At 70.6% G+C, this 17,623-nt stretch carries 15 protein-coding genes; 6 read left to right on the forward strand and 9 right to left on the reverse strand.

Annotated elements, in window-relative coordinates; all coding sequences use genetic code 11:
- Window positions 1-34: 34 nt before the first annotated feature.
- Complete coding sequence (locus CRP52_RS11375) at window positions 35-463, reverse strand: hypothetical protein (protein ID WP_097236287.1); 429 nt, start codon at window positions 461-463, stop codon at window positions 35-37.
- A 50-nt stretch (window positions 464-513) separates the two neighbouring features.
- Between CRP52_RS11375 and CRP52_RS11380 the strand changes: the two genes are divergently transcribed.
- Complete coding sequence (locus CRP52_RS11380) at window positions 514-1,485, forward strand: diacylglycerol/lipid kinase family protein (RefSeq protein WP_097236288.1); 972 nt, start codon at window positions 514-516, stop codon at window positions 1,483-1,485.
- 367 nt (window positions 1,486-1,852) lie between these two features.
- Window positions 1,853-2,104: a WhiB family transcriptional regulator gene (locus tag CRP52_RS11385; RefSeq protein ID WP_014138019.1), complete on the forward strand. Its 252-nt coding sequence runs from the start codon at window positions 1,853-1,855 to the stop codon at window positions 2,102-2,104.
- 487 nt (window positions 2,105-2,591) lie between these two features.
- Here the strand turns inward: CRP52_RS11385 and CRP52_RS11390 are convergent, their stop codons facing one another.
- The 7 genes from CRP52_RS11390 to CRP52_RS11420 form a co-directional block, all read right to left on the reverse strand.
- Complete coding sequence (locus CRP52_RS11390) at window positions 2,592-4,112, reverse strand: sensor histidine kinase (protein ID WP_257032422.1); 1,521 nt, start codon at window positions 4,110-4,112, stop codon at window positions 2,592-2,594.
- A 472-nt stretch (window positions 4,113-4,584) separates the two neighbouring features.
- Window positions 4,585-5,643, reverse strand: coding sequence for an SIS domain-containing protein (locus CRP52_RS11395; RefSeq protein WP_097236289.1), 1,059 nt, complete (start codon window positions 5,641-5,643; stop codon window positions 4,585-4,587).
- A gap of 205 nt (window positions 5,644-5,848) precedes the next feature.
- Window positions 5,849-7,159, reverse strand: coding sequence for an extracellular solute-binding protein (locus CRP52_RS11400; RefSeq protein WP_097236290.1), 1,311 nt, complete (start codon window positions 7,157-7,159; stop codon window positions 5,849-5,851).
- A 304-nt stretch (window positions 7,160-7,463) separates the two neighbouring features.
- On the reverse strand, window positions 7,464-9,017 hold the full coding sequence (locus CRP52_RS11405) for a glycoside hydrolase family 3 protein (RefSeq protein ID WP_097236291.1): 1,554 nt from the start codon (window positions 9,015-9,017) through the stop codon (window positions 7,464-7,466).
- A gap of 6 nt (window positions 9,018-9,023) precedes the next feature.
- On the reverse strand, window positions 9,024-9,854 hold the full coding sequence (locus CRP52_RS11410) for a carbohydrate ABC transporter permease (RefSeq protein ID WP_097236292.1): 831 nt from the start codon (window positions 9,852-9,854) through the stop codon (window positions 9,024-9,026).
- Window positions 9,851-10,873, reverse strand: coding sequence for a carbohydrate ABC transporter permease (locus tag CRP52_RS11415; protein WP_097236293.1), 1,023 nt, complete (start codon window positions 10,871-10,873; stop codon window positions 9,851-9,853). The genes CRP52_RS11410 and CRP52_RS11415 overlap by 4 nt, the downstream gene beginning before the upstream one ends.
- Before the next feature lie 90 nt (window positions 10,874-10,963).
- Window positions 10,964-12,244, reverse strand: coding sequence for an extracellular solute-binding protein (locus tag CRP52_RS11420; RefSeq protein WP_097236294.1), 1,281 nt, complete (start codon window positions 12,242-12,244; stop codon window positions 10,964-10,966).
- 337 nt (window positions 12,245-12,581) lie between these two features.
- Here CRP52_RS11420 and CRP52_RS11425 point away from each other — a divergent pair, with 337 nt between their 5' ends.
- The 4 genes from CRP52_RS11425 to CRP52_RS11440 all read left to right on the forward strand — a co-directional run bounded on the left by CRP52_RS11425 (window position 12,582) and on the right by CRP52_RS11440 (window position 16,492).
- Window positions 12,582-13,373 carry a GntR family transcriptional regulator gene (locus tag CRP52_RS11425; RefSeq protein ID WP_030057964.1) on the forward strand — a complete coding sequence of 264 codons (792 nt, stop codon included), beginning with the start codon at window positions 12,582-12,584 and terminating at the stop codon, window positions 13,371-13,373.
- 308 nt (window positions 13,374-13,681) lie between these two features.
- Window positions 13,682-13,945 (forward strand): DUF3311 domain-containing protein, encoded by a 264-nt coding sequence (locus CRP52_RS11430; protein WP_097236295.1) that lies wholly within the window; start codon window positions 13,682-13,684, stop codon window positions 13,943-13,945.
- Window positions 13,942-15,552 carry a monocarboxylate uptake permease MctP gene (gene mctP / locus CRP52_RS11435; protein WP_097236296.1) on the forward strand — a complete coding sequence of 537 codons (1,611 nt, stop codon included), beginning with the start codon at window positions 13,942-13,944 and terminating at the stop codon, window positions 15,550-15,552. Before CRP52_RS11430 ends, mctP begins: the two co-directional genes overlap by 4 nt.
- Before the next feature lie 154 nt (window positions 15,553-15,706).
- The gene (locus tag CRP52_RS11440; protein WP_097240012.1) at window positions 15,707-16,492 is read left to right on the forward strand and encodes a histidine phosphatase family protein; all 786 of its coding nucleotides are present in this window, start codon (window positions 15,707-15,709) and stop codon (window positions 16,490-16,492) included.
- A 73-nt stretch (window positions 16,493-16,565) separates the two neighbouring features.
- Here the strand turns inward: CRP52_RS11440 and CRP52_RS11445 are convergent, their stop codons facing one another.
- Window positions 16,566-17,516, reverse strand: coding sequence for a helix-turn-helix domain-containing protein (locus CRP52_RS11445; RefSeq protein WP_097240013.1), 951 nt, complete (start codon window positions 17,514-17,516; stop codon window positions 16,566-16,568).
- Between the last annotated feature and the right edge of the window lie 107 nt (window positions 17,517-17,623).

Genomic DNA, 17,623 nt, shown 5'->3' on the forward strand with positions numbered 1-17,623 from the left:
CGGCCGTTCCGTGTGCTCGGTCCGTTCGGTGTGCTCAGTCCCCGGCGGGGGCGTACAGGGCCGCCGTCGACCTCGGGTTCAGCAGGGCGCCGATGCCCACCAGCCCGAGCACGCCGACCAGCACGCCGACGGCGATCATCGGGCCGCCGTTCTCGACCATGTAGTACGCGACCGGCAGGCAGATCGAGTTGGTCAGCACCGCCGGGCTGCGGCCCCAGCGCCGCTCCTTCAGCAGGGCACGGGCGGCCAGCACCGGCAGCACGCCGAGCAGCACGATGACCAGGCCGCCGAACTCGTTCAGGGCCAGCTGCTTGGACTGGCCGGACAGCGCGGCCACCATGTCCCAGACGCCGACGACGGCCAGCGCGGCGCCCTCCAGGGCGGTGATGGCGGCGCCCAGGGTCAGGGACGCCGGACGGCCGGAGCCGGCCGCGGGTACGGGTGCGGAGGTTTCTGCGGTCACTCCAGCAGGGTAGCCGCCGGTTGGTCCGTACCGCCCCGTAGGCTTTCCCCATGCGCGCTCTCCTGGTCGTGAACCACAAGGCCACCACCACCAGTGGCCGGACCAGGGACGTCCTGATCCACGCCCTGCGCAGCGACCTCAAGCTGGACGTCGCCGAGACGCAGTACCGGGGCCACGCGCGCGACCTGGCCCGCCAGGCGGCGGAGGACGGCACGGTCGACCTGGTGGTGGCACTGGGCGGCGACGGCACCGTCAACGAGGTGGTGAACGGGCTGCTGGCGCACGGCCCGGGCGAGAAGGTCCCGCGACTGGCCGTGGTGCCGGGCGGTTCGACCAATGTGTTCGCCCGCGCGCTGGGCCTGCCCAACGACCCGGTGGAGGCCACCGGCGCCCTGCTGGACGCACTGGACCACGGCCGGGAGCGCCCGATCGGGCTGGGCAAGGCGATGACCGACGGGCTACCGGACCGCTGGTTCACCTTCACCGCCGGCCTGGGCTTCGACGCCGGGGTGGTGGGCCGGGTCGAGGCGCAGCGCCGGGCCGGACGCAAGTCCACCCACGCCCTCTACGTCCAGCAGGCGGTCCGGCACTACCTCACCCAGCGTGAGCAGCGCCGCTCCGGCCCGGTCTCCCTTGAGCTGCCGGGCCACGGGGCCGTTCCGGGGCTGGTCCTGTCGATAGTCAGCAACACCTCGCCGTGGACGTTCCTCGGCAACCGTCCGGTCTACCCCTCACCGCTCGCCTCCTTCGACACGGACCTCGATGTCTTCGGCATCACCCGGATGACGGCGTTCGGTACGGCTCGAACGATCCGTCAGATCCTGCGGTCGCACACGCCTTCGGGCGATGGCGCCCCGCCCGCCGGGCCCTCCGGGAAGCACGTCGTCTCCTATCACGACGTCAGACACTTCACCTTGGTTTCAGAGGAACCCACCCCGTTCCAGGTGGACGGGGACCACCTTGGAGACAGGAGTCGCGTCAGTTTCACAGGCGTACGGCGGGCACTGCGTGTGATTGTGTGACCGGAAGTGGGGTTCGCCCTTCTTCTCGAACGCACAAGCCCCCTTCACTCCATAGAAGTACTGGCTGTGAGCTAGGCGACACCGAAGAATCAAAAATTCCTCCCCGAAGGGGGTTGTATCCGAGCCCGAGGTTTGCGAACCTCTACATGGCGATCGGGACACATCGCAGCGACGGCGACTCCGGAACCACAGGAGCACCGACCGCGGGGTGTCCCTCGAATCGCCGAATCCCCCCTAGCACAGACCACCCGGGCCCGGTAGGCCTTTGGTCTCTTTTGCTGTTGCGGGATTCGTGAAAGCGTTCACATTCACAAGCCATCGATTATGCCGCCGGGCCACCCCCGTCGGCAGGAGGAGTTGGACGACCATGGACTGGCGCCACCGCGCTGTCTGCCGCGAAGAGGACCCGGAGCTGTTCTTCCCGATCGGGAACACCGGTCCTGCTCTGCTGCAGATCGAGGAAGCCAAGGCCGTGTGCCGCCGTTGTCCGGTCATGGAGCAGTGCCTCCAGTGGGCTCTGGAGACCGGCCAGGACGCCGGCGTCTGGGGCGGCATGAGCGAGGACGAGCGTCGCGCGATGAAGCGCCGTGCCGCCCGCAACCGCGCCCGCACCGCCTGAGCACGCTGATCACACGGCGTAGCACCAGTAGTGAACCAGCAGTGATCGCAGTACCGATCGACACATGATCAAAGGCTTCCCTGCATCTCCTGGTGAAGCCTTCCGCACAAAGGACCTTGCCCAGGCAGGTCCCGCGACGCCGGACCCGTCCAGCCACTTGATACTGTTCACTTAGAGCAATATCGTGGAGCTGTGGCGCTCACCGTGTGCAACGCACCGGCGAGGTGTCGCACCACCCAGAGCCCCCGTTCCGGCCGACTCCCCCCGACGGCCGGAACGGGTTGAGAGGCCCTGTCGACCCACCCCCCCCGGTCGACAGGGCCTCGTTTCTGTTTCTGCACCCTCCCCGCACCCCTGGGCGCGCGAGCGCGCGCAGTGCGGACCCGGCGCGTCGGCCGGGTGCGCGCCCCCACGGCGCGCCGGAACGCAACGAATTCTCAGCGGAATCTCATCGGGCTCGGCCGGCCGGACTCGGCGGCCCCCGGACTCAGCGGACCGGGATCTCCAGAACGACCTTCGTGCCGCCGTTCGGGCCGGCCACCATGTCGAAGGTGCCGCCCAGCTCACCGGTGGCCAGCGTCCGGACGATCTGGAGTCCGAGGTTCCCCGCCGTCTGCGGGTCGAACCCCTCCGGCATGCCGCGGCCGTCGTCCTGCACCGTGATCAGCAGGTACTCCTCCGGCTTGGCGCCGCCGTTCCAGCTGTCCGACCAGCCCATGCCGGTCGCCGGGGCCCGGCCGCGCAGCGCGCTGACCTCAAGGTTCCCGGAGGCGGTCGGGCCGAAGGCGTGCTCCAGCGCGTTCTGCAGCAGCTCGGTCAGCACCATCGACAGCGGGGTGGCCACCTCGGCGGACAGGATGCCGAAGCTGCCGCTGCGGCGGGTCGCCACCCGGCCGTCCTGGGACAGCTCCATCACCATCGCCAGCACCCGGTCGGCGATCTCGTCGAAGGCCACCTGCTCGTCCAGCGCCTGGGAGAGCGTCTCGTGCACGATGGCGATCGAGCCGACCCGGCGCACCGCCTCGTCCAGCGCGGCCCGCCCGGACTCCGACTCCATCCGGCGGGACTGCAGCCGCAGCAGGGCCGCGACGGTCTGCAGGTTGTTCTTCACCCGGTGGTGGATCTCCCGGATGGTCGCGTCCTTGGTCATCAGCTCGCGGTCGCGGCGGCGCAGCTCGGTGACGTCGCGGCAGAGCACCAGCGAACCGGTCAGGGTGCCCTTGGGCTTGAGCGGGATCGCCCGCAGGGTCACCACTCCCCCCTGCGCCTCCACCTCGGTCTGCCGCGGCGCCCAGCCGCTGGCCAGCTTCACCAGCGCCTCGTGGACGGCGGCCCGGGAGGGCGGGGCGAGGTCGGCGGTGGCGCGGCCGAGGTGGCTGCCGACCAGGTCGGAGGTGAAGCCGAGGCGGTGGTAGGCGGAGAGGGCGTTGGGGCTGGCGTAGGTGACGATGCCGTCCGCGTCCACCCGGATCAGGCCGTCCCCGACCCGGGGGGCGGCGTCCATGTCGATCTGCTCGTGCCCGGGGAAGGGGAAGCTGCCGGCGGCGATCATCTGGGCCAGGTCGGAGGCGCTCTGCAGGTAGGTGAGCTCCAGCCGGCTGGGCGTGCGGACGGTCAGCAGGTTGGTGTTGCGGGCGATCACCCCGAGCACCTTGCCCTCGCGGCGGACCGGGATCGACTCGACCCGGACCGGGACCTCCTCGCGCCACTCCGGGTCGCCCTCGCGCACGATCCGGCCCTCGTCGAAGGCGGCGTCCAGCAGCGGCCGGCGGCCGCGCGGGACGAGGTGGCCGACCATGTCGTCCTGGTAGGAGGTGGGCCCGGTGTTGGGCCGCATCTGCGCCACCGAGACGTAGCGGATGCCGTCCCAGGTGGGGATCCACAGCACCAGGTCGGCGAAGGAGAGGTCGGAGAGCAGCTGCCACTCCGAGACCAGCATGTGGAGCCATTCCACGTCGGCCCCGGTGAGGGTGGTGTGGCGGCGGACGAGTTCGTTCAGCGAGGGCACATGGCGAGAGTAGCGCCGCCGGTCCGGGCGGGGCGCGGCGGACCGGTGGGCGGACCGGGCGTGCAGGGCTCGCGACGCGGAGGAGTTGTTTAGACCAATGTGCCGAGCGGCCTGGACAACCCAGATTGGTCTAGTCCACAATGAAAGAGCACCAAGGAGAGGCCCCCGCGCAACTGCCCTGACCGCGCGCGGCCTTTCCTCGGTCGGACGCCGACGAGCGAGGACCCCGCACAGTCCTCGATCGACTCCGGCGCCCGACGACAGCTCCGGGCTGCGGTGCCGCATGGGTTGAGGGTCCCGTGTCGGCGCCGTGGCCCGTAGTGCTTTCCGGCCCCGGTCCGGTGGCCCCCGAACCATGTTCCGCCGCCCAGCGGACCGGCCCCGTCCACAGGCTGTGGACGGGGCCGGTCCGAATCCCGGTCGGCTGCCACGGGCGACTCCCGCCCCGAGCGCCCCGGAGGCGAGCGGGCGACTAACGTGTCTCGGTCACCTTGGCCAGGGCGCGCGGGGCGTCCGGGTCCTGGCCGCGGGCGATGGTGACCTCGTACGCCAGCAGCTGCAGCGGCAGGATCTCCAGGATCGGCTGCACCTCCTCGGGTACGCCCTCCGGGAGCGCGAAGCCCGCCGAGGCGGCGTCCACCTGCGCCTGCTGGCCGACCACCACCAGGTCCGCGCCGCGCCCGCGCAGTCGGTCCAGCACGGGCTGCAGGGCCTCGCCGCCCTTGCCGTCCGGGACGATCGCGATCACCGGCGAGACGTTGTCCACCATCGCCAGCGGGCCGTGCAGCAGGTCCGCGCCGGAGAACGGGCTGGCCGGGATGTAGGTGGTCTCCATCAGCTTCAGCGCGGCCTCCCGGGCGGTCGGGTAGCCGTAGCCGCGCGAGGTGATGACCAGGCGCTGGGCGAAGCGGTAGCGCTCGGCCAGCGCCTTCACCTCGGCCTGCCGGGCCAGTACGCCGGCGGCCAGGCCCGGCAGCCCCTTGGCGGCCGAGCCGTCCCCACCGCGCAGGCCCTCGACCAGCAGGTAGAGCGCCAGCAGCTCGGCGGTGTAGGTCTTGGTGGCGGGCAGCGCCTTCTCCGGGCCGGCCAGCACGTCGATGTGGAACTCGGAGACCTCGGCCAGCGGCGAGTCGGCGTTGTTGGTGACCGCGAGGGTGATGGCGCCGGCCTCGCGGGCGGCCTTGGTGGAGGCCACCAGGTCCGGCGAGCCGCCGGACTGGCTGACGGTGATCACCAGGACGTCGGTGAGGTCCGGCTTGGCCCCGTACGCGGTGGTGGTGGACATCGAGGTCAGGCCGGCCGGCTTGCCGAGCAGGATCTCGACCAGGTACTTGGCGTACAGCGCGGCGTTGTCGGACGTGCCTCGCGCGGTGAGCAGGACGAAGCGCGGGTTGCGGGCGGCGATCTCGGCCGCGATGTCACGGATCTTCGGGGCACCCTCGTCGAGGATGCGCTGGAGGACGGCCGGCTGCTCGGCCATCTCCGCCGCCATGATCCGGCCGGGGACGGAAGCGGTCTGCGGGTCGGACATACGGGTCTGCCTCCGATGAGATGGGTCGACCCCGCCCGGGCGGCTGCCCGGCGGGGGATCTCCACGGCGGCGAGTCCGCACACTCGCTGCGGTTCTTCGTCCGGCAATCCTACGGTGACGCCCGCCTCCGGGCACCTGCGCCCGTCACCGCCCGCCGCGGCCTCCCGGAGGTGGCGGCGGGCGGTGACGGGCGCCGACTGGCGGGTCAGGAGGCCTTGTTGATCAGCTGGTCGATCGCGGCGTCGGCCTCCTTGGTGGCCTGGTCCACCGACTTGCCCTTGAGGATCGCGGTCAGCATGTCCGGGATGATCTTCTGCTTCTCGACCGCGCCCCAGCCGGGGGCCAGCGGGGTGAACCAGGCGTCCGGGACGGCGTTGGCCGCCGCGGCGGTGGTCGGCTTGCTCTTCAGCGGGTTCAGCTGGGTGAGGTTGTTCGGCAGGATGTCCTTGTCGGCCAGCGCCTGCTCGGACTTGGTGCCGGTGAACATCCGGACCCAGTCGGTCGCGAGCGCCACCGACGGGGACTTGGCGGTGACGGCGAGGTCGGAGCCGCCGATGAAGGTCGGCAGCGGCTTGCCGTCCGGGCCGGGCATGGTGGCCACCTTGACGGCGTCCTTGAGGCTCGCGTCACCGGTGACCGGCGCGGTCACGCTGGCCGCCTCGTAGCCGTTGCCGTAGAAGGACGCGGCGTGCCCGCGGGCCATCGACTCGAACTGGTTCTGCTCGTTCACCGCCAGGTCGCCCTTGTTGTACTTGCGCACCAGGTCGGCGAAGTGGCCGATGCCCTCCTGGGACTTGGGGTCGTGCAGGGTGCCGTGCCAGTTGCCGGCGCTGTCGAACTTGGCGATGCTGCCGCCGTACGCGGCCACGTAGCTCATCGCGGCGTACCAGTACGGACCGGGCAGGTAGAGCGGCGAGTAGGTCCGGTCCGCCTTGTTCCGGTCCGCGATCTTGTCCAGGGCGGCCAGCAGGTCGTTCTCGGTCTTGGGGAACTCGGCGCTGCCGGTGGCCTGTTGGAAGGCCGAGGAGTTGTAGATCGCGACCCGGGCGCCGGCGTAGTAGGGCACGCACCAGAGCTTGTCCTGGTACGTACAGGTGTTGGCGAGCGCCTTGATCCAGCTGTCGGAGTTGTCGAAGGTGGTGCGGTCCACCGGGGCGAGCGCGCCGGAGAGCACGTACTTCATGGTCTCGGTGTTGCCCAGTTCGACCACGTCGGGGGCGGTGCCGTCGGCGATCGCCTTGTCCAGCCTGCCGACCTTGTCGGCCCAACCCTGGTAGGAGAGCTTGAGGGTGACGTTCGGGTACTTCGCCGCGAACTCGTCGTTGACCCGCTGGACCAGGTCGGGCCAGTTCTTCTGGGCGTCGTCCATGAGCCAGACGGTGACGGTGCCGCGGGCCGCCTTCGGATCAGCGGCGGCGCTCTTGTCGTCGGCCGAGGGCGAGCCGGTCGAGGAGCAGGCGGTGAGGCCGACCGCCAGGGCGGTGATACCGAACGCGGACATGAGCTGACGCTTCATCACGCCATTCTCCGGGGTGCTAGAGCCAAGGGTGGTGCTGCAGGGATGGAGTGGACTTTGGCCTAGACCAAATGTGATGTCAACGGCCAACACCCCTTGTCAGCACGGCCGTTGCAGAGCCGTTGTCACCGCATGGCGATCCGTCGCCGGGCCATCACCCTGGGTGGGAATTCGGGCGGATTCCGGGTTGGTTTGATGGAGCACGGTCATTCCGGAAATCCGCCGGGCAAATTCCGGGAAATGGCGGGGAAAAGCAAACGGGCCCGTCATGCGCGTGGCGCACGACGGGCCCGGAGCCCGGTTCTCAGGCGATCGCCCCGTACTGCCCGGTCAGCACCTCCACGGCCGCCAGCCCGCAGACCCGGGCGGCGCCGTGGGTGGCGATGTGGAGCGCGCCGACCGGCTCGGACTGGGGCAGCCCCATCTCCACCACCGCGGCGTCCGGCCGGGCCGCCACCAGGCGGCTCAGCACGGCGGACATCCACGCGTACCGGTGCGCGTCCCGCACCACCAGCACCAGGCGACGGCCCTCGGCCTCCGCCACCAGCTCGCCGACCAGGGCGTCCAGCAGCTCGGGGGTCGCCTCGGCCGCCGACACCTCGCGGGTGCGGGTGCCGGGGAAGCGGTCCGCCAGCATGCCCGCCACGCCCCACGGGGTGACGTCGCCGACGGCGATGTTCGGCTCGTCCGAGAAGGAGGCCACGTACGGGCGCTCGCTCACCGGGGGCGCCACCCGGCCCGGCGCCCGAACCACCCGCAGCGCCCGGCGCGCGGCCCGCAGGCCGACCGCCAGGTCCGGCTCCGGGCGCTCGCCCTGGGCCGAGATCCGGCCCCAGCTGCCCAGCGTCCGCACCCGGGCGGCAGCGTCCGCCAGCCGCTCCTCGTCCAGCCGGCCGGCCCGCACGCCCGCGACGATGGCGTCGCGCAGCATCAGCACCGTCTCCTCGTCGGCCAGCCCGCCGCCGACGCAGATCGCGTCCGCACCGGCCGCCAGGGCCAGCACGGTGCCCTCGCCCATCCCGAAGGTGTCGGCGATGGCGCCCATCTCGATCGCGTCGCTGACGATCAGGCCCTGGTAGCCGAGGCCGCCGTCGGCGGGGGCGGCGCGCAGCAGGTCGCGCAGCACGGTCGGGCTCAGGGTGGCCGGCAGCTTCGGGTCCAGCGCCGGGATCATGATGTGGGCGGTCATCACGGCCTTGGTGCCGGCCGCGATCGCCGCCTGGAACGGGATCAGGTCGCGGGCCCGCAGCACGTCCAGGTCGACGTCGATGACCGGCAGGCCGTGGTGCGAGTCCACCGCGGTGTCGCCGTGGCCGGGGAAGTGCTTGGAGCAGGCGGCCACGCCGGCCGACTGCAGGCCCTCGACCCAGGCGGCGGTGTGCCGGGCGCACAGCTCGGGGTCGGCGCCGAAGGAGCGGACGCCGATGACCGGGTTGCGCGGGTTGGAGTTGACGTCCGCGGTGGGCGCCCAGTTGTAGTTGACGCCGGCCGCGGCCAGCGCCCGGCCCAGCTCGCGGGCGACGTCCCGGGTCAGCGCCGGATCGTCGATCGCGCCGAGGGCGAGGTTCCCGGGCCAGGAGGAGCCGGAGCCCGCCTCCAGCCGGGTGACGTCGCCGCTCTCCTCGTCGATGGCGATCAGGAGGTCGGGGTTCTCGGCGCGCAGAGCCCGGGTGAGCGCGGAGAGCTGGTCGAGGTCGACCACGTTGCGGTCGAACAGCGCGACGGAGCCGAGCCCGGCGGCGAGGTGGCGCAGCACCCACGGCGGCGGCTCGGTGCCGACGAAGCCGGGCTGCAGGACGGTCAGGGCATCGCGGTGCAGCTGGTCGCTGTCCGGAACGGTGGGAACGAGGATGCTCACGATGGCTCAGCCCTTCACGGCGCCGTCGGTCAGACCGCCGACCGCCTTGCGCTGCAGGAAGAGGAACAGGATCAGGATCGGCACCGCGAAGAGGGTCGACGCGGCCATGGTCGCGCCCCAGTCGGTGCCGAAGTTGGTCTGGAACGAGGACAGCCACAGCGGCAGGGTCTGGCTGTCGGGCTTCTTGTTCAGCCACAGGACGAGCGGGAACTCGTTCCACGCGGTCACGAAGCCGAACAGCGAGGTCGACATCAGGCCGGGGGCCAGCAGCGGGAAGATCACCTTCAGGAAGGCCTGGCTGCGCGTGCAGCCGTCCACCATGGCCGACTCCTCCAGCTCCTTGGGCACCGCGGCGATGAATCCGCGCAGCGTCCAGATGGTGAAGGGCAGCACCATCATCATGTAGAAGGCGGTGAGCGGGAGCAGGCTGTTCAGCAGGTCGTTGTCGCGGGAGAGCATGTAGACGCCGATGGTCATGACCTCCCACGGCGCCATCTGGGCCACCATGATGACCAGTACGAAGGACTTGCGGCCGCGGAACTTCATCCGGGCGACGGCGAAGGACGCCAGGGTCGCGATCACCAGCGAGATGACCACCGCGCCGACGGTCACCGTGAGGCTGTTGGCGACGTACGTCCAGAAGTTGTCGGCGTGGACGGCCCGGTCGAAGTGGTCGAGGGTCGCGTCCAGCGGGAGGAAGACCGGGGTCCTGCTGATGATGTCCTTGTCCTGCTTGAAGGACGTGGAGATCATCCAGTAGACGGGGAAGATGAAGAAGACGAAGAGGACGACCGCGATCACGTTCGGCCAGGTACGTCCGATGAGCGAGCGCCTCACAGCTCGTCCTCCTGCTTCAGGATGATGCGGAAGTAGTACGACATCAGCGCGGCCAGCATCAGGATGGTGAGCACCGCGATCGCGGAGCCCGCCCCGAAGCGCTGGGCGCCGATGCCCTCCAGGAAGGCGTGCACCGGCAGCGTGCGGGTGAGCCCGTCCGGCCCGCCGTGGTTGATCAGGTAGACCTGGGTGAAGGCCTTGAAGACCCAGATGATCTCCAGGAAGGTCGTGGCCAGGAAGAACGGCTTCAGGCTGGGGAAGACCACCGCGGTGAAGATCTTGACCGGGCCGGCGCCGTCCATCCGGGCCGCCTCGTAGAGCTCCCTGGGGATCGTGGTCAGCGCGGCGTACATGTTGAACGCCACGAACGGGATCGACATCCACACGATCAGCAGCACGACCACGAAGAAGGTCGAGTACTCGCCGCTGTACCAGTTGAAGTGGGCCATCGAGTGCCAGCCCAGCTGGTCCAGGAACCAGTTGACGACGCCGAAGTTCTGGTCGAAGAGCCAGGTGTAGACGGTGGTCGCGGCGACCACCGGCATCGCCCAGGCGAGGACCAGCGCCACCGACAGCAGCAGCCGCATCACCTTGCCGAGGCGGTTGAGCAGCAGGCCGACCAGGGTGCCGCCGACCATGATCAGCACCACGTTGACCGCGGTGAAGCCGATCGTCCGGCCGGTGACCGTCCAGAACTGCGAGTCGGTCAGCTGCTCCTTGTAGTTGTCGAAGCCGTTCCACTCGGTCAGGTGCTGGATGAACTGCCGCTTGTTGAGGTTCTGGAACGACAGCAGGACCGTCTTCAGCAGCGGCCAGCCGAGCAGGCCGACGGTGGCCACGGTGGCCGGCAGCAGCAGCAGGTACGGCGCGAGACGGGCGCCGAGGCCCGGTTCGCCGGCGGTTCTGCCGGTCCTCTTCGGAGTGCTTCCGGCGCCGCCGGCCGTCACGTCAGTGCCGACCGCGACGGCCTTGCCTGTCTCCGGGGACTGTGTCCGCACCCGGTCCGAATGCACAGCCATCGTTCCCTCTTCCTCACAACCCGACCATGACGGACGGGCGCCGCCCACCGGCCCCCCGCCGGGAGCCGGTGAGCGACGCCGCTCGACTGCTTACTGCTTGGTGTTGAGACGCTTCGCGATCTCGTCGTCGGCCTTCTTGGCCGCGGCGGCGTAGTCGCCGGTCAGCGCCGAGGTCAGGAAGTCCTTGATCGGGTTCGGCTCGTTCTCGACGTTGGTCCAGGTCGCGACGTTCGGGGTGACCGCGCCGTTGGCGGAGGCCGGCAGGGCGGCCTTGGCGAAGTCGCCGGCGACCTTGCTGTTGAGGGCGGTCTTGTTCGGGATGGAGCCGGAGGCGGCGAACAGGCCCTCGTTCTTGTCGTTGAGGGCGATCTTCAGGAAGCCCTTGGCGAGCTCGGGGTTCTTGGTCTGCTGGGCGATCGCCAGGTTCGAGCCGCCGAGGAAGACGCTGGACGGCTTGTCCGCGGTCTTGCCGGGGAGCGGGAAGTAGCCGATCTTGTCGGCGGCCAGCTCCTCGGGCTTCGGGACCTCCCAGCCGAGACCGATGATGGTGCCGATGTCGCCCTTGGCGAAGACGTCCTTCTGCTGCGGGGTGGCCTCGTCCTTGTCCTTCGGGGCGGTGGAGGAGTAGCTCTGCAGCTTCTTGAAGGTCTCGAAGGCCTTCTGGCCCTCGGGGGTCGACAGGCCGCCGACCCACTTGTCGCCGTCCTTCTTGGCGAGCTTGCCGCCCTCGCTGGTCAGCAGGCCGAAGTAGACGTACCACTCCTGGCCGGGCATGTAGAGCGGGTCGGTGACGCCCTGGACGGTCTTGACCTTGTCCAGGTCGGCGTAGAACTCGTCCAGGGTCTTCGGCGCGGCGGTGATGCCGGCCTTGGTCCAGATGTCCTTGTTGTAGGTCACCACGCGGTTGGTGAAGTACCACGGGGCGGCGTACTGCTTGCCGTCGAGGATCGAGGACTCGTTCAGGTTGGCGGCCCAGTCGGCGCCGCCCAGGTCGTTCTTGTCCTTGGTGATGTCGAGCAGACCGCCGGTGGCCGCGTAGCCCGCCGTCTGGGTGTTGCCGATCTCCAGGACGTCGACCGAGCCCTCGGAGAGCGCGGCGGTGACCTTCTGGCCGATGCCGTTCCACTTCTGGGTCTGGACGTCGAGCTTGGCACCCGGGTAGGCGGCGGCGAAGTCGGCCTTGACGCTGTCCTCCCAGCCCTTGGGGGCGGAGCCGTCCATCAGCCACACGGTGAGGGTCTTGCCGTCGTAGTTCTTGGCCGCCGAGGACGAACCGTTCTTGCTGTCGTCGCTCTTGCCGTCCGAGCCACAGGCCGCCAGGCCGACGACCATTGCTGCGACGCCGACCGCCGCGATGAGCTGACGCTTCACGCCATCCTCCTGAGGGATGCCTGGGTTACCCCCGTCGGGCGGCTGCGGCAGACCCACACAAAGCGGGGGAAATGGCGCCGCGGACCCCTTCGAACGGGTGGGGGGATTCGTAGTGACCGGCCTAGTGGTGTAGACCAGATGCCTGGAGCTTGGCCTAGACCAATGGGCCTGTCAACGGCTGCTCGACCGATCTCGACCACCCGTTATCAAGCCGACACCGCACATCGTTCATCGCGTGATGAGGTATTCGTTCCGTAGCCATACATGCAACGATGTGACCCGTTAACGATGTGGCGGGGCTTGTGAAGGCCCCGCGAGAAGCGGGAGAACAGGTCCGATGAGCAGCGACGGGGGAACCACCGCCCAGGCCGACGACCCCGAGGTGAAGAACCTCCCGACGCAGACCGGCGCCGACCCGACCGCGCGCGTCCCCAAGTACTACGGCCTCAAGCGCCACCTGCTGCAGCTCACCGAGACCCAGCCCGCCGGCACCCCGGTCCCGCCCGAGCGCGCGCTGGCCGCCCAGTTCGACACCTCGCGCACCACCGTCCGTCAGGCCCTGCAGGAGCTGGTCGTCGAGGGCCGGCTGGAGCGCATCCAGGGCAAGGGCACCTTCGTCGCCAAGCCCAAGGTCGCCCAGGCCCTGCAGCTCACCTCCTACACCGAGGACATGCGGGCCCAGGGTCTGGAGCCCACCTCCCGGCTGATCGAGATCGGCTACATCACCGCCGACGACCGGCTCGCCCCGCTCCTCGACATCAAGCCGGGCGGCCGCGTGCTGCGGATCGAGCGGCTGCGCCTGGCCAACGGCGACCCGATGGCCATCGAGGTCGCCCACCTGTCCGCCAAGCGCTTCCCCGCCCTGCGCCGCAACCTGGCCAAGCACAACTCGCTGTACGCGGCGCTGCGCGAGGTGTACGGGGTCACCGTGGCCGAGGCCGAGGAGACCATCGAGACCACCCTGGCCGACCCGCGCGAGGCCGGCCTGCTCGGCTCCGACCTCGGCCTGCCGATGCTCCAGCTGTCCCGGCACTCCTTCGACGCCGAGGGCGACCCGGTCGAGTGGGTCCGCTCCATCTACCGGGGCGACCGCTACAAGTTCATCACCCGGCTGAAGCGCCCTGAGTAACCGGAGAGTTCGCACTCCCCCACCGCACCCCTGGGCACCGGCGCACGCGACCCGCGCGCCGGTGCCTTTTCGCGCCTCCGCCTCCGAAATCCGCCCGGTGGCGTCCGGATGACGGGAAGTTCCGTCATTTCCGGTGACATGGATCACCCCATGCTCTAGATTGCGCACCCATACTGACTGCCGATCACCGATGGTGCTGCTCGGCGGGCTCACGGGGGCGCGCCACGCCGCCGGGGCTGCGGCGCCGACGGGGAACCCTCCGGAGCGGAGCCGCAATGCCGTCTGATCCCGATGCCCTGGAAAATGTCATGCCCGAGCCACCGGGGACGCCCGTCCCGGCGGTGACGCCCGAGCGCGTGCTGGCCGCTCTCGCCCTGCTCGTGCCGATCGTCGCGATGCTCTGGGTGCCCTCGTACGACAAGACGGACCCGGCCGTGGGCGGGATGCCGTTCTTCTACTGGTACCAGCTGCTCTGGGTGCCGGCCTCGGCGGTCTTCACCGTCGCCGCCTACCTGTTGATCAACCGGGACGAGAAGGCCCGCAAGGCGGCCCGGAAGGGCGGTGCGCGATGAAGGACGTCAACGTGCCGGCCCTCGTGGTCTTCGTGCTGTTCTTCGCCCTGGTCACCGTGATGGGCTTCCTCGCCTCGCGCTGGCGCCGCGCCGGCGACGCGGCGCACCTGGACGAGTGGGGCCTGGGCGGGCGCAGCTTCGGGACCTGGGTGACCTGGTTCCTGCTCGGCGGCGACCTCTACACCGCGTACACCTTCGTCGCCGTCCCGGCGGCGGTGTACGCGAGCGGCGCGGCGGGCTTCTTCGCGGTGCCGTACACGATCATCGCCTACCCGCTGGTCTTCCTCTTCCTGCCCCGGCTCTGGTCGGTCTCCCGGGTGCACGGCTACGTGACCCCGGCCGACTTCGTGCGCGGCCGGTACGGCTCGCGGCCGCTGTCCCTGGTGGTGGCGCTGACCGGGATCCTGGCCACCATGCCGTACATCGCCCTGCAGCTCGTCGGCATCCAGGCGGTGCTGGACGTGCTGGGGCTCGGCGGCGGGGAGAACGCCAACTGGTTCGTCAAGGACCTGCCGCTGTTCATCGCCTTCGGCGTGCTGGCCGCCTACACCTACTCCTCCGGCCTGCGCGCCCCTGCGCTGATCGCCTTCGTCAAGGACGCCCTGGTCTACATCGTGATCATCGTCGCGGTGATCTACATCCCGATCCGTCTCGGCGGTTACGGGCACATCTTCGACTCGGCCGCCCAGCACTTCAAGGAGGCCAAGGCCGGATCGCTGACCCTCCCGGACAACAAGCAGTGGACGTACGCCACGCTCGGCCTCGGCTCGGCGATGGCGCTGTTCATGTACCCGCACTCGGTCACCGGTGTGCTGGCCTCCAAGTCCCGCAACACCGTGCGCCGCAACATGGCGATCATGCCCGCGTACTCGCTGATGCTGGGCCTGCTGGCCCTGCTCGGCTTCATGGCGGTGGCGGCGGGCATCGGCAACGGCGTCAAGGGCTACAACTCCCAGCTCTCGGTGCCGCAGCTGTTCGCGAGCATGTTCCCGGACTGGTTCACCGGCGTAGCCTTCGCCGCGATCGGGATCGGCGCGCTGGTGCCGGCCGCCATCATGTCCATCGCCGCGGCCAACCTCTTCACCCGCAACGTCTACAAGGAGTGGCTCAAGCCCGCCGCCACCCCCGCCGACGAGACCCGGATCGCCAAGCTGGTCTCGCTGCTGGTGAAGGTCGGCGCGCTGGTCTTCGTGCTCGGCATGGACAAGCAGGCCGCGATCAACCTCCAGCTGCTGGGCGGCCTGTGGATCCTGCAGACCTTCGTGGCGATCGTCGGCGGCCTGTTCACCCGCTGGTTCCACCACTGGGCGCTGTTCGCCGGCTGGGCGGCCGGCATGGTCTACGGAACCTGGACGGCGTACGGGATCTCCAGCAAGGCGACCAAGCACTTCGGCGGCAACGCGGCCGAGATCCCCGGCATCGGCGAGATCGGCTACATCGGCCTGACCGCCTTCGCGCTGAACCTGATCATCGCGGTGGCGCTCACCCTGGTGCTGCGGGCGGTCAAGGCGCCCGACCTCCCGGACGAGACCAAGCCCTCCGACTACAGCGCCGACGCCGGCGACGACGAGCCGGAGAACGCGCCGGAGCCCGTAGCGGCGCACTGATTCGCGCCGTACGCGCCCTGTGATCGCGCCGCCTTCTCCGTGAACACTGGAGGAGGCGGCGCGATCATATGTATGAACAGGCGTGCACGCCGGGCAGCACCAGACCGGACCGGCAACCGGCCGGAACCTGATCGACCACGGGGAGCTCGCGGCCATGGCAGAACTCGGCACCACCCTCAACGGCAAGCACCAGTCCACCCTGAACCCGCTCGGCGCCAACGGCTCGGCGGCGGCCACCAGGCTGCCCTCGCTGCTGATCGCGACCCGGCACGGCGAGTCCACCGCCAACGTCGAGTTCCAGCTCGCCGAGGCCACCGGCGCGCTCAGCGTCCCGATCAGCTGCCGCGACGCCGACATCCCGCTGTCGCGGCGCGGCCGCCGGCAGGCCCGGGCGCTCGGCCGCTGGTGGGCCGAACTGCCCGGTGTCGACCGCCCGCGCAGCGTCTGGTGCTCGCCGTACCTGCGCACCGCCGAGACCGCCAGAGTCGCGATCGCCCGGGCCGCCGGGCTCGGCGCCGTCCCCGCCTCGCTGCCCGTCCGCTACGACGAGCGGCTGCGCGACCGCGAGCTCGGCATCCTGGAGATGCTGCCCAGGGCCGCCATCGAGGCCAAGTACCCGGAGGAGGCGGCCCGGCGGCGCAAGATGGGCGAGCTCTACTACCGCCCGCCCGGCGGCGAGTCCTGGGCCGACGTCGCGCTGCGGGTGCGCAGCCTGCTGCGGGACGTCTGCGAGGAGGACGCCGGACGGCCCGTCCTGCTGGTCGCGCACGACTGCACGGTGCTCATGCTCCGCTACGCGCTGGACCGGCTCGACGAGGCGGAGCTCACCGCGCTCGGGCCGGTGCACAACTGTTCCACCAGCCTCTGGCGGACCCGGGACGGGCGGCTGCGCCCGGACGGCTGGAACGGCGTCGACCACCTGACGGCCGAAGTGGCCTGACGGTCCGCCACATGTGCGGCGCCGGTCAGCTCAGGCACCGGTCAGCTCAGGCACCGGTCCGCTCAGGCACCGGTCAGCTCAGGCCCGGGTCGGCGAAGCAGCGCCGGTACGCCAGCGGCGTGGTGCCCAGCCGCCGGCCGAAGTGGTGCCGCAGGGCGGCGGCGTTGCCGAAGCCGCAGCGGGCGGCGATCGCGTCCACCGACTCGGTGGTGGACTCCAGCAGCCGCTGGGCGAGCAGCACCCGCTGCCCGGTCAGCCAGCGGTGCGGGGTGGTGCCGGTCTCCTGCTGGAAGCGGCGGGCGAAGGTGCGCGGCGACATCAGCGCCCGGGCGGCCAGCTGCTCGACGGTGGCCTCCTCGTCCAGGTGGTGGCGCATCCAGTCGAGCAGCGGGGCCAGCGAGTCGCCCTCGGGCAGCGGCCGGTTCACGAACTGGGCCTGCCCGCCCTCCCGGTGCGGCGCGACCACCATCCGCCGGGCGATCTCCCGGGCCACCTCGGCGCCCTGGACCTTGCGGACCAGGTGCAGGCAGGCGTCGATGCCGGCCGCCGTCCCGGCCGAGGTGATCACCGGGTCGTCGTCGACGTACAGCACGTCCTGCTCGACCGTGGTCAGCGGGAAGCGCGCGGCCAGCTGCTCGCTGTGCCGCCAGTGGGTCGCCGAGCGGCGGCCGTCCAGCAGCCCGGCGGCGCCCAGGACGAAGGCGCCGCTGCAGATGGACAGCACCCGGCCGCCGGCCGCCACCACCCCGCGCAGCGCCGCCAGCAGCGGCTCGGGGTACTCGCGCCGGATCGCCGCCGCGGTGACCACCGCGAGGTCGGCCCCGGCCAGCCGCTCGGGGCCGTACGGGACGTCGACGGCGAAGCCGGCGTGGGTGGCGTGCGGGCCCGGACGGGCGCCGGCGATCGCGAAGTCGTAGCCGGGCAGCCCTTCGGCGGTGCGGTCGAGGCCGAACACCTCGCAGGCCACGCCCAGTTCGAAGGGGTGGATCTCCTCCAGCACCACCGCGACCACGTTCTTCAGCACGCCGTCCAGGATGCCCCGGGCGCCCGCTCCGGCGGAAGACGCCCGGTGGCAGGATTTCGAGGCAATCGGTCGTTCCTGCCGCTCGTGGGCGCCGGCCCGCCCGGCCA

Origin of the sequence: Streptomyces sp. 1331.2 (assembly GCF_900199205.1) — a bacterium.
In the GTDB taxonomy this organism is placed as follows: Bacteria; Actinomycetota; Actinomycetes; order Streptomycetales; family Streptomycetaceae; genus Kitasatospora.

Coding starts and splice junctions, on each gene's coding strand:
- CRP52_RS11425 (WP_030057964.1), top strand. CDS start 12,582: ATGAGCAGCGACGGGGGAACCACCGCCCAGGCCGACGACCCCGAGGTG.
- mctP (WP_097236296.1), top strand. CDS start 13,942: ATGAAGGACGTCAACGTGCCGGCCCTCGTGGTCTTCGTGCTGTTCTTC.
- CRP52_RS11400 (WP_097236290.1), bottom strand. CDS start 7,159: ATGAAGCGTCAGCTCATGTCCGCGTTCGGTATCACCGCCCTGGCGGTC.
- CRP52_RS11380 (WP_097236288.1), top strand. CDS start 514: ATGCGCGCTCTCCTGGTCGTGAACCACAAGGCCACCACCACCAGTGGC.
- CRP52_RS11385 (WP_014138019.1), top strand. CDS start 1,853: ATGGACTGGCGCCACCGCGCTGTCTGCCGCGAAGAGGACCCGGAGCTG.
- CRP52_RS11415 (WP_097236293.1), bottom strand. CDS start 10,873: ATGGCTGTGCATTCGGACCGGGTGCGGACACAGTCCCCGGAGACAGGC.
- CRP52_RS11440 (WP_097240012.1), top strand. CDS start 15,707: ATGGCAGAACTCGGCACCACCCTCAACGGCAAGCACCAGTCCACCCTG.
- CRP52_RS11430 (WP_097236295.1), top strand. CDS start 13,682: ATGCCCGAGCCACCGGGGACGCCCGTCCCGGCGGTGACGCCCGAGCGC.
- CRP52_RS11395 (WP_097236289.1), bottom strand. CDS start 5,643: ATGTCCGACCCGCAGACCGCTTCCGTCCCCGGCCGGATCATGGCGGCG.